Here is a 12,576-nt window from a genome sequence, read left to right on the forward strand (position 1 = left end):
GATGATCAAAATATTAAAGTAGAAATTAGAAATTGAATACATTGGATAGATATGACTAGTCCAAAAATCAATGGTGAAAATTATATAAATCGTGAACTGAGTTGGATAGATTTTAATAAACGTGTTTTAGAACTTGCTATAGAAGAAGAAACGCCTTTATTAGAAAAAATTAAATTCAGTTCAATCTTTAGCAATAATTTAGATGAGTTTTTTATGGTTAGAGTTGCTTCATTAAAATCACAAGTTGAAGGAGGGATCTCAAAAAAAAGCCAAGATGGAAAATCACCTGAAGAACAACTTATTGAAATTCGAAATTATTTAGATCCAATTTTAAAGAAACAGCAATATAAAACTAAACAATATATAAAAGAAGATTTTAAAGAAAATAATTTATTCATACTCGAATATAAAGAATTAAATCAAAAACAAAAGGTTTGGATAGACAATTATTTTACAACTGCCATTTTTCCAATACTTACACCTTTAGCAGTTGACCCTGCTCATCCTTTCCCTTTTATAAGTAATCTAAGTTTAAACTTAGCTGCAATTATAGTAGATAGTGAATCAGATAAAGAACAATTTACACGTATAAAAATTCCAAAGGAGAGTATTTCTAGATTTATAAGTATTCCAATTGAACTCCATGAAAATGAATCAACAAAATATACAGGAATTGCCATTGAGCAAATTATTGCAAATAATCTATCTATGCTTTTCCCTGGAATGGATGTTAAAGAATATTCTTTCTTTCGCGTAACAAGAGATGCTGATTTAGAACTCCGGGATATTGAAGCTGATGATTTAATGAGTGCTCTTCAAGAAGGTTTACGCAAGAGGCGCAAAGGAGGGGAGGTAGTAAGATTAGAAGTTTCTATAAATACACCAAAAATTATTCTTGATCTTTTACAAGAAGGAATGAACATTGACAAAGAAAATTTATATCAAATTGAGGGGCTACTGGCATTAGATGAATTAATAGAATTAACAAGCTTTAATCTTCCTAAATTAAAATTTAAAGACCATCAAGGCGTTACTCATAATTTACTCAAAAATAGTCAATTAAGAGAACAAGAAGAATTAGATAATATAAATAAAAGTAATTTTAAAAGTATATTTTCAATTGTTCGACGTAATGATTTACTAGTCCATCATCCTTATAATCTTTTTTCAACGTCAGTTGAAGAGTTTATTAATCAAGCCGCGGAAGATAAACAAGTCATGGGTATCAAAATGACCTTATATAGAATTTCCAAAGACTCATTAATTATAGATGCACTAATCAGAGCTGCTGAAAAGGGAAAGCAAGTAATGGCTCTAGTTGAATTAAAAGCAAGGTTCGATGAAGATAATAATATCCAATGGGCAAAACAATTAGAACAATCAGGTGTACATGTTGTCTATGGAGTAATTGGACTAAAAACTCATACAAAAATCGCTTTAATCATAAGAAAAGAAAAAAATAGATTAAGAACATACTTTCATATCGGAACTGGAAATTACAATTCAAAAACCTCTAAAACTTATACAGATTTTGGCTTACTATCTTGCCAACCAGAGCTTGGTCAAGATCTTATTGAATTATTTAATTACCTTACTGGATTTGCTAAACAACAATCTTATAGAAAATTATTAGTTGCACCAGTAACTCTTAGAAGTGGAATCGAAAAATTAATCGAAAGAGAGATCCATTATGCAAAAAATGGCTTACCAGCCAAGATAATAGCCAAAATGAATTCCTTGGTAGATCCAGAAATTATAAAATTACTTTATATAGCCTCACAGGAAGGAGTAAAAATTAAACTTATTATTAGAGGTATGTGTTGCCTATATCCTCAGAAAAAAGGCTTAAGCGAAAACATTACAGTCACAAGCATTATTGGTAGATTTTTAGAGCATTCAAGAATCTTCTGGTTTAATAATAATGGAGATGCAGAAGTATTTATTGGTAGTGCAGATTGGATGAGACGTAATTTAGATAGAAGAGTTGAAGCAGTTACGCCTATTGAAGACAATAAAATTAAAAGAGAAATTAAACATTTATTAGATTCTTATTTAGAAGTAAATAAAGACTCTTGGAATATGCAAAGTGATGGTAGCTACATCAAAAATCAAATTTTGAATGATAAGAAAAAATATATTCAAGAAAAAATTATTAAGCTATACACAAAAGGAGAAAATTAAAAATTTCAAAGCTTTTCGAAAAACATTTAATCTATTTTTTCGATGCGCTTTATACCTAATTAGGCAAAAAGTCATAAATTTTTCGTTTCAATTAGTCAACTTCTCCTTATAAGTGCTAACTTCTTAATAAATCTAATTTCAAGAGGCCAGGGTGATGGGGATCCCGCTGGAATCTGCCAAAGAAGTTTCTGACGTTTCATCAGAGAATTCTAATTCGGCAAGCAAAAATCAAAAACTATCTACATCAACTGTTAGTAGTCAAAAATCTCGAAGTTCTAGAAGGCAAAGTAATCGTCTAGCAACTGATGCAATAGGTTTCTATCTCACAAGTATTGGAAGAGTCCCACTTCTGACTCCTGCAGAAGAAATTGAACTTGCTCATCATGTTCAACAAATGAAAGATTTGTTGAACCTTCCCCTTGAACAACGCACTACCCGTCAAAAGCACAAAATAAAAATGGGTAAGCGGGCAAGAGATCGCATGATGGCTGCAAACCTGAGACTCGTTGTAAGTGTTGCAAAAAAATATCAAAATCAAGGTTTAGAGTTACTTGATTTAGTTCAAGAAGGTGCAATTGGATTAGAAAGAGCTGTTGATAAATTTGATCCTGCAATGGGTTATAAATTCTCAACCTATGCATACTGGTGGATAAGACAAGGTATGACTCGTGCAATTGATAACAGTGCTAGAACTATTCGACTACCAATTCATATCAGCGAAAAACTCTCAAAAATGCGCCGTATATCGCGTGAATTATCTCATCGATTTGGTAGGCAGCCAAATCGACTAGAGCTAGCAAACGCAATGGGAATCGAACCTCAAGACTTAGAAGATCTTGTGTCGCAAAGCGCGCCATGTGCGTCTCTTGATGCTCATGCTAGAGGCGAAGAGGATCGTAGTACTCTAGGAGAATTAATTCCCGACCCAAATTCTGATGAGCCCATGGAGGGGATGGATAGAAGTATTCAAAAAGAACACCTTGGAGGATGGTTATCTCAATTAAATGAAAGAGAGCAAAAAATAATGAGACTTCGCTTTGGCCTTGATGGAGAAGAGCCCCTTACTCTTGCTGAAATTGGAAGACAAATCAATGTGTCGAGAGAGCGTGTAAGACAACTAGAAGCAAAAGCTATTTTGAAATTAAGAGTAATGACTACTCGTCAAAACGCTGCCTAACCATTGCCTATTCAAGTAGCTATTTTTGTTATTGCATTATGGATAATTATACTTTTATTGATTGCATATTTATGTAAAAGATTTTTTCCTAAAAAAGAAGAATTAAGTAGAAAAATTATTCATATTGGAACTGGGCCAGTAATTCTTTTAGCCTGGTTATTTGATATTCCAAAAAATATAGCTTTCCTAACTGCATTATTGATCACAATAGCCTTAGGTGTTAATTACCAATATCGTTTATTACCAGCTATTGAGGATATCGACAGAAAGAGTTTTGGAACAGTTGCATATGGTATCAGCATTACACTATTACTGTTATTGTTCTGGCCTCGCTATGCATCTTCTATTTCCATTGGGGTACTATCAATGGCTTTTGGCGATGGATTAGCAGGTTTAATCGGTAGATCTATTAACTCTCCAAAATGGTCAATACTTGGTCAAACAAAATCGATTATTGGAACATTAACCATGGGAACAGTAGTAGCTATAACGACATCAATTATTTCTTCACTGAATAATTTAGGCATACAGCCTCTAGAAATAGTAGTCATTTCGCTAATAGCAACTTTTTTAGAACAAATAAGTCCTTGGGGTATTGATAATTTAACTGTTCCTATTGGAGTAACTTGTATAGGGATATGGTTCATAGGAATATAAAAAACATCAAATTTATTTGACTGATTCAGCTAATTCCTCTAATAAAACCTCAGTTGTAGAAAAGTTTATGCATGCATCAGTAACACTTTGTCCATAAGTAAGTTTTGACAAATCTGGATTTAATTTCTGATTGCCCTCAACGAGATGACTTTCAATCATTACGCCCATTACACTCTTTGATCCAGCTTTTAACTGTGATGCAACATCACGTAAAACCTCTGATTGCCTACGAAAATCTTTATTTGAGTTGCCATGACTACAATCAACCATCACTCTTCCAGGCATCTTAGATTGTGCCAATTCCTCTACAATTAAATTAATTGCCTCAAGATGATAATTAGTTCCATTTTTACCACCTCTTAGAACAAGATGACCATCTGGATTGCCTGTTGTGCTCACGATCGAAGCGTGACCATCATTATTAATTCCTAAAAAATGATGAGGTTTTGAAGCCGCTTGCATTGCATTAATCGCTATTGTTGCTGTCCCATCGGTACCATTCTTATAACCAACTGGCATTGATAATCCAGATGCCATTTCACGATGAGTCTGACTCTCTGTCGTTCTTGCTCCGATAGCAGTCCAACTAATTAAATCAGCAATATATTGAGGAACAACTGGATCAAGTAATTCTGTTGCTGCAGGCATTCCTTTTTTGGCTAAATCAAGCAATAAACCTCTTGCTTTTCTTAAGCCAGTATTAATATCATAAGAATCATCAAGATGAGGATCATTAATAAGTCCTTTCCAACCAACAGTTGTTCGAGGTTTCTCAAAATAAACACGCATAACAATTTCTAACTTCTGCTTATATTTATCCCTCAATGGAGCTAAACGATTTGCGTATTCAATAGCCGCATCAACATCATGAACGGAACATGGTCCAACAATCACCAAAATTCTTTGATCAATACCATTAAGAATTGATTGAATCTTTTTACGAGTAGTAGAAACTATTTCAGAGGCTGCCTTATCCAAAGGCAAATCTCTATGCAGTAATGCTGGTGACATTAATGGACGAGTCTCGACCACATTAAGGTCAGAGGTGCTATCCACCATTGATAAATATGATGAGGTGGACATTTAAAGCGTGATCATAGATATAAGATTAGAGAAGTATCAGTCATAGGGGGGTAATAAGTTGCATTATCTGAATGATTGTTCAAGAAACATGGAGTTGTAAACAATGAAAACAAGAGGCTATCACTCAAATACATTCTTTATTGAGATTTAACAATGCTAAAAAGTTATTTATCACATGTTGCAGAAAGAGAAGCATTAGGGATCCCTCCACTTCCTTTAGATGCAAAACAGACTCAGGCTTTAACAGAGTTATTAGAAAAGCCAGACAAAGAAATCGATCACAACTTCTTACTTGATCTTCTTACCAATCGAATTCCCCCGGGAGTTGATCAAGCCTCTTATGTCAAAGCCACTTGGCTTAGTTCAATTGCTCAAGAAGAATCCAAAAGTCCATTAGTTAGTCCTTTAAAAGCAACTGAACTTTTGGGTACGATGATTGGTGGATATAATGTAGCTGCATTAATTGAAATACTCAAATCTAATAATAAAGAATTAGCAGCTTCAGCATGTGATGGATTAAGTAATACTCTTTTGGTTTATGATGCTTTAAACGACATTTATGAATTAGCAAAAAAAAATATTTATGCAGAAAAAATTATAAATAGCTGGTCCAATGGTGAATGGTTCACTAACAAACAACCTTTAGCTGAAGAAATAACTGTCACAGTATTTAAAGTTGAAGGAGAAACGAACACAGACGACCTCTCTCCGGCAACTCATGCCACGACCAGACCGGATATTCCTTTACATGCCCTAGCAATGCTAGAAACTCGTGATCCAAATGGTTTAAACACTATTAAAAAATTAAAAAAGAAAGGGCATGCTATTGCATATGTTGGCGATGTGGTTGGAACAGGAAGCTCACGAAAATCAGCAATAAACTCAGTCCTTTGGCATACAGGACAAAACATACCCTTCGTACCAAATAAACGAGGGGGTGGAGTTGTAATAGGAGGCAAAATTGCTCCTATTTTTTTCAATACTGCTGAAGATTCAGGTGCACTTCCAATTGAATGTGATGTAAGCAAACTCAATACAGGAGATGTCATCACTATTTTTCCTTACAAAGGCGAAGTTAGAAAAAATCAGGATGAAAGTAATGGAGGGGAACTTTTATCAAAATTTGATTTAAAACCACAAACCATTACTGATGAAGTGAGAGCAGGTGGGCGTATTCCTTTAATGATTGGAAGAGCTCTAACAGACAAAGTTAGAGCAAAATTAAAACTTTCTCCCTCCAGTCTTTTTATTCGTCCTGGCCAGCCAGCTGCATCAAAGCATGGGTTTACACAAGCTCAAAAAATGGTTGGAAAAGCTTGCGGTTTAGATGGAGTACTCCCTGGTGCAAGTTGTGAACCAATAATGACAACAGTTGGTAGTCAAGACACCACTGGTCCAATGACTAGAGATGAAATGAAAGAATTAGCATGTTTAGGATTTTCTGCTGATTTAGTTATGCAGAGTTTCTGTCATACGGCTGCATATCCTAAACCCGTTGATATCAAAACTCAAAAAGAACTCCCTGATTTTTTTGCTGAGAGAGGAGGAATAGCATTAAAACCCGGTGATGGAATCATCCATAGTTGGCTAAATAGGATGCTTTTACCCGACACAGTTGGAACAGGCGGCGATAGTCATACTCGATTCCCATTGGGAATTTCATTTCCGGGAGGTTCTGGAGTCGTCGCATTTGCTGCAGCAATTGGTTCTATGCCCTTAGATATGCCGGAGTCAGTTCTTGTTCGTTTTAAAGGGTCTTTACAAACTGGCGTGACTTTAAGAGATGTAGTTAATGCCATTCCGTGGATGGCGATACAAGAAGGTCTTCTGACCGTGGAAAAAGCGAACAAAGTTAATGTGTTTAATGGAAAAATATTAGAAATTGAAGGTCTACCGAATCTAAAATTAGAACAAGCCTTTGAGTTAACGGATGCAAGTGCAGAAAGATCTTGTGCTGGATGTACTATTCAACTCTCTGAATCAACAATCAGTGAATATTTAAAAAGCAATATTGTTTTACTTAAAAATATGATTGCCAGAGGATATAAAGACGCAAGAACGATAAATAGAAGAATTAAAGACATGGAAGATTGGTTGAAAAAACCATATTTACTATCAGCCGACTCAAATGCTCAATACTCAGAAATCATCGATATAAACTTGAATGAACTCAAAGAACCTGTTTTAGCATGTCCTAATGATCCCGATAACGTCAAACTTTTAAGCGAAGTCGCAGGCACTCCCATTCAAGAAGTTTTTATTGGTTCGTGCATGACAAATATTGGGCATTATCGAGCTGCTGCAAAAATTCTTGAAGGTGAAGGAAAGATATCAGCTCGATTATGGGTATGTCCGCCAACAAGAATGGACGAAGAAATTCTAAAAAAAGAAGGATACTACGAGATATTTGAAAAAGCTGGAAGCAGAATGGAAATGCCTGGTTGTTCTCTATGTATGGGCAATCAAGCTCGTGTAGAAGATAATTCAACTGTTTTCTCAACAAGCACAAGGAATTTCAACAACAGATTAGGAAAAGGAGCTCAGGTGTTCCTAGGAAGTGCCGAACTGGCTGCAGTTTGCGCATTATTAGGCCATATCCCTAGCACAGATGAATATCTTGAGATAGCTTCCAAAAAAGTTTCTCCTTTAACTGACGAAATATATAGATACTTAAACTTTAATGAAATACCAAACTTTATCGAAGACGGTCGTGTAATAACAAAAGAAGAAGAAGCCTCCATTTTACAAACATAAATTGAGTTAAATGATCAAAAGTAAAAGTCAAAATCCAATACAAAAAAAATCAACTCAAAGTATCAAAAGACTTCTTCAGAAGAAATGGCTAAATGTAATTCTTGCTCTAATTCTTACAGGGTTGGGAGCGGCGTTAACTGGAATATTATTTAAAACTGGAATCCATGCGTTAGAAAATTATCGATCAAATCTTCTTGTATATTTACCTAGATGGATAGTTTTACCAATTTTAGGGGGATTAGGAGGATTAATCGCTGGATCAATCATTCAAAATTCTGCCCCTGCAGCTAAAGGAGCAGGAGTAAGTCACATCATTGCGTTTCTTCGCCATAAGCCAGTCCCTATGGGATTAAGAGTTGGTGTTGTAAAACTATTTACTGGAATAATTGCTATCGGCAGTGGATTCCCACTAGGACCAGAAGGCCCAGCAGTACAAATGGGAGGATCTGTCGCCTGGAAAATGGCCAAATGGCTAAAAGCCCCTATTTCATTTCGAAGAGTCATAGTTGCAGCGGGAGGAGGAGCTGGAATTGCTGCTATTTTTAGTGCACCTATTGGAGGCTTTATCTATGCAATTGAGGAACTTCTAAATTCAGCCAGACCAGTAGTTCTCTTACTAGTAGTAGTAACAACATTCTGGGCTGATAGTTGCGCTGATATTTTGCAAGCGATTGGACTAGATCAAAAAGCTGGTGGATTCATTAATAATTTAGGTTTTCAATTAGAAAGAGCTTATACACCAGTAATCAAATTTTTTCCGATAGATTTTTTATACCTAATATTTTTAGGAGTATTACTTGGATTCCTTGCAGAAATGTATTGCCAATACGTTTTAAAAATGCAACTACTAGGAAACAAATGGTTTAAAAATAAAGCTGTTCAAAGAATGAGCTTATCTGGATTTTTACTTGGCTCAATGTATTCAATACTTCCAGAAAGTTTTCATAATATCGAAGGATTACAAAAAATTATTGTTAATGAAAATAATAGTTTGATGCTTGCAATAAGCATATTTTTAGTTTTATTTTTTGCGTCTGGTTTAGCAGCTGCCTCTGGGGCGCCAGGTGGTTTGTTTTATCCAATGCTCACCCTAGGAGGATCTATAGGATTAGCAAGCGGAATAGGAGTAGAAACATTAACGGGTCATGTGCCAACAACTTTTATTTTTGCAGGAATGGGCGGATTCGTAGCTGGATGCTCAAGAACCCCGTTAACGGCAATGTTTTTAGCTTTCGCATTAACTAAAAATCTTTTAATACTCAAGCCATTGTTAATTACATGTATAGCTAGCTTTTTAACTGCCAGAATATTTAATGAACATTCAATTTATGAAAGACAGATTACAATTGAACAAGGAGAGTTGATATAGTACTTTTCAACTTCTCTTTAATAAAATATTAAAGTTTCTAGAATTATAGAACATACATCTAAGGCCTATCAATAAGATCCAACCTAAGATATTTATTCGGCTATCAAATAATGGGATATCTGTCGCATGAAAACAAATAAGAATTAAAGTAGAAGTCCACCAAGCTCGATCAACTATTATATTCTCTTTTGAATTTAATCTATTAAATATTCTATAAAAACCCGAAATTATTAATAAGCTAAAAACAAATATATTAATCAAAAAAGAGACTAAAATACCATGACTAATTGCTAATTCTAAAGGCAAGTTATGGGAATGGCCATGAAATAAACCTGTTCTCAGAGGATAAATAATTGAAAAAGCTGCTGCTCCCCAACCTAACCATGGCTTTTCAAAAATTAAATTAACGGCAACTTTCCATTGGCCAATACGTGTTGCTTCAAAAGTTCTAGTGTCTACAAACTGCATATCATTTAATCTCATCCAAATAGAATCAGGCACAATACTTCTTGCAAATTGTTGAATTCCAAAATCAAAAACAGGTAAAACCGCAATTATCACTGGAATAACACAAATGAGCATTAAAGGGATTAACCAACTCCATGATGCAGAACCAAAAACCAATGGCAGACCTAAAACGATTGCACCCCATGCATTTCGAGAATCAGTTAAAATCATTGATGAAACAAAAGCAACTAAAAGTAGACAGGGAATAACTCGATTTTTTCCACAAATGAAAGGATGCAAAACGGAAGCCAAGCACAATGGCCATACACCCGCTAACCATGCAGCATTGATATTTGCATAGTCAAACAATCCAGACAATCTTCCTAATGGCTCTCCTCCAGGAGATATATACCAAATTATTAAACCATCAAAAATCTGCCAAGGACCCTCCCATCCAAACCATAACTGACCAAAGCCAGTGATCAAAACAGGTAAACTTCCCCATACAAGACAAGAAGCGCATTTTATTCTTCTTTCAGGGGTCAACAAATATGGTTGCAAACCCCAAAAAAACCAAAAAAATGGCAACCAATTAAAAAGACCAAGCCAAGCTAGCCAACCGGTAGGAGAACGAAAACAACCAATTATCATCAAAAAAGTTACAAACACTAGCGGATAATTCCAATACTCCCTCCAATAGAAATCTCTTCTTTTTCTAGATTCATCAAAAAGAGCTACAAGCAAAAACACATAAGAAAGTAATGCACTAGAAGGCAAGCAAAAAACACCTAACTGAAAACAAATCCAGCCAATATTGTCTGAAAAATTATTTTTTTTAATTAAAGAAAACACCATTATTAATCATGTAAAAACAGCCGTTCTCCCTTTATAAACAATCACTTGTCGTCTTAAATGTAATCTTAAAGCTCTTGCTAATGCGACTCGCTCTAAATCTCGACCCTTTCTTATTAAATCTGTTACCTCATCGCGGTGACTCACATTAGATATAGTCTGTTCAATTATGGGACCAGCATCTAGATCCTCAGTAACATAATGAGCTGTTGCGCCAATTAATTTTACTCCTCTTTCCCAAGCCTGATGATATGGTTGAGCACCTTTAAAAGCAGGAAGAAAAGAATGGTGAATATTGATGAAATGTGGAAACTTCTCTAAGAATGAACTACTTAAAATCTGCATATATTTAGCCAAAACTCCTAAATCAATTTTATATTCATTTAGCAAATCTAAAATCTTACTTTCTGAATCTGCTTTATTATTTTTATCTACTTTTATAAGCTTAAAAGGAATTGAAAAACTTGCGCAAAGTTCTTCCAAATCCGAATGATTTGAGATAACCAAAGGAATATTCATACATAATTCACCTGCCTTAACTCTCCATAAAAGGTCAACCAAGCAGTGACTCTGCTTACTAACAAATATTGCAACATTGGGAAAATCTTCAGAGAAACTCAATACGGCTTTTCCATTCAACCTCTGCTCAAGCAAAATTACTTCAGAATTTATTTCATTTTTATCAAGCATAAATCCTTCTAAATCCCACTCTATACGACTTAGAAACAATTTTGCATCTGAATCTGTATGGTGATCAGCATGTCTAATATTCCCATTTTTACTTGCTATCCAAGTTGACAAATCACTTACAAGTCCAGGCTTATCAGGACAAATGAACTGCAAGATAACTGTTTTAATGCTCACTAAAGCGATATCCTTAAACTATTCTCTTTTTTAGACCACTCATTGAAAATTAACAAGCCAATTTCATAACATCTATGCAAACGAACCGCCAAAAAACAGACATAAAGCAAACCGAAATTTCAATTATTGGTTGTGGGATAGCAGGAATTACAACTGCGTTTTATCTAGGAAAAAAAGGTTATAAAGTAAATTTAATCGACCCGATTGTAAATTCAAAGATAAATAATTTAAATCCTAAAAATGGAACACAAGCTAGTTTAGGTGTTCTAATGGGAAATATCTACAAAAAATCAAAAGGAAGAGCTTTCTCACTACGCAATAAGAGTATGAAATTATGGAAAGAATGGCTTGCTGAAATAAACTATTCTGAATTGAATTTAATATTAGAAAAACCATTAATTAAATTAGCAAGTTCTGAAAAAGAATATCAATCAATGATTCAAGTAATGAAGATTAAAAAAGAATTTGAATTTGAACTTTTAGATAAAAATTCTTTAGATTTTTGGAATTCTACATTTGAGACAAAGTTAATAGGAGGAGTAATATCTAATGAAGATGGTCGATTAAATCCCATAGAATTAATAAAAGTATTAATGCATAGTCTTGATCAAATCAAAATAAATAAAATAGAAAATACTGTTGTTCAAATAAGTAAAAATAATAAATTAAATGAAAAAAGATGGAAGATTAATTTTGGAAATAATAAATATATTAATCAAGATTTTGTAGTACTTTGCTCAGCATTAAATACTCAAAAACTACTAGCACCATTAGGTTATAAAATATTTTTAGAGCCGATATTAGGACAAGTTGTTGAATTAGAATTAGAAGACAACGCTATTAATTGGAAAAATTGGCCTGGAATATTAAATTATCAATCTATAAACTTTATACACAATAAACCCAATCATCTAATCATGGGAGCAACTGTGGAGCGTGGCATCAGTCCAAGCCAACTTGAAAAACAAGTAATGTTAAAAATAAACAATACTGCTCCCAAATGGATCAGAAATGCAAAAGTCAGCAATGAATGGAGTGGAATAAGAGCTAGACCAACAAACGAACCGAGTCCATTAATAAAAGAATTAGAAGCTGGATTATTAATTAATACAGGACATTACAGAAACGGTATTTTGTTGGCTCCTGCATGCGCTGAATGGATTGGCCTTAAAATAGAGAACCAATAAATATT

9 protein-coding genes are annotated in these 12,576 nt (G+C 34.3%); 6 read left to right on the forward strand and 3 right to left on the reverse strand.

Annotation, left to right across the window (positions count from 1 at the left end; all coding sequences use genetic code 11):
- The first annotated feature begins 51 nt into the window (after positions 1-51).
- The 3 genes from ppk1 (at position 52) to AC6EI0_RS07510 (ending at position 4,015) form a co-directional block, all read left to right on the forward strand.
- A complete protein-coding gene (gene ppk1, locus AC6EI0_RS07500; protein ID WP_498521960.1) occupies positions 52-2,181 on the forward strand; it encodes a polyphosphate kinase 1 in 2,130 nt (709 codons plus the stop codon).
- Between the two features lie 154 nt (positions 2,182-2,335).
- Entirely contained in the window at positions 2,336-3,358 is a 1,023-nt protein-coding gene (locus tag AC6EI0_RS07505) for an RpoD/SigA family RNA polymerase sigma factor (RefSeq protein ID WP_498521961.1), read from the forward strand.
- A 3-nt stretch (positions 3,359-3,361) separates the two neighbouring features.
- Positions 3,362-4,015 (forward strand): diacylglycerol/polyprenol kinase family protein, encoded by a 654-nt coding sequence (locus tag AC6EI0_RS07510; protein ID WP_498521962.1) that lies wholly within the window; start codon positions 3,362-3,364, stop codon positions 4,013-4,015.
- 12 nt (positions 4,016-4,027) lie between these two features.
- Here the strand turns inward: AC6EI0_RS07510 and AC6EI0_RS07515 are convergent, their stop codons facing one another.
- Positions 4,028-5,098 carry a 3-deoxy-7-phosphoheptulonate synthase gene (locus AC6EI0_RS07515; RefSeq protein ID WP_498521963.1) on the reverse strand — a complete coding sequence of 357 codons (1,071 nt, stop codon included), beginning with the start codon at positions 5,096-5,098 and terminating at the stop codon, positions 4,028-4,030.
- 153 nt (positions 5,099-5,251) lie between these two features.
- Here AC6EI0_RS07515 and acnB point away from each other — a divergent pair, with 153 nt between their 5' ends.
- Positions 5,252-7,852, forward strand: a complete 2,601-nt coding sequence (gene acnB / locus AC6EI0_RS07520) for a bifunctional aconitate hydratase 2/2-methylisocitrate dehydratase (RefSeq protein ID WP_498521964.1) — start codon at positions 5,252-5,254, stop codon at positions 7,850-7,852.
- Positions 7,853-7,862: 10 nt separating this feature from the next.
- Positions 7,863-9,221, forward strand: coding sequence for a ClC family H(+)/Cl(-) exchange transporter (locus tag AC6EI0_RS07525; protein WP_498521965.1), 1,359 nt, complete (start codon positions 7,863-7,865; stop codon positions 9,219-9,221).
- A gap of 6 nt (positions 9,222-9,227) precedes the next feature.
- Here AC6EI0_RS07525 and AC6EI0_RS07530 read toward each other — a convergent pair whose 3' ends face one another.
- A complete protein-coding gene (locus AC6EI0_RS07530) occupies positions 9,228-10,445 on the reverse strand; it encodes an O-antigen ligase family protein (RefSeq protein WP_498521966.1) in 1,218 nt (405 codons plus the stop codon).
- A gap of 84 nt (positions 10,446-10,529) precedes the next feature.
- Positions 10,530-11,384, reverse strand: a complete 855-nt coding sequence (gene purU / locus AC6EI0_RS07535) for a formyltetrahydrofolate deformylase (RefSeq protein WP_498521967.1) — start codon at positions 11,382-11,384, stop codon at positions 10,530-10,532.
- A 74-nt stretch (positions 11,385-11,458) separates the two neighbouring features.
- Here purU and AC6EI0_RS07540 point away from each other — a divergent pair, with 74 nt between their 5' ends.
- Positions 11,459-12,571: an NAD(P)/FAD-dependent oxidoreductase gene (locus tag AC6EI0_RS07540; RefSeq protein WP_498521968.1), complete on the forward strand. Its 1,113-nt coding sequence runs from the start codon at positions 11,459-11,461 to the stop codon at positions 12,569-12,571.
- The last annotated feature ends 5 nt before the right edge of the window (positions 12,572-12,576 follow it).

This window comes from Prochlorococcus sp. G5PB11 (assembly GCF_059772425.1).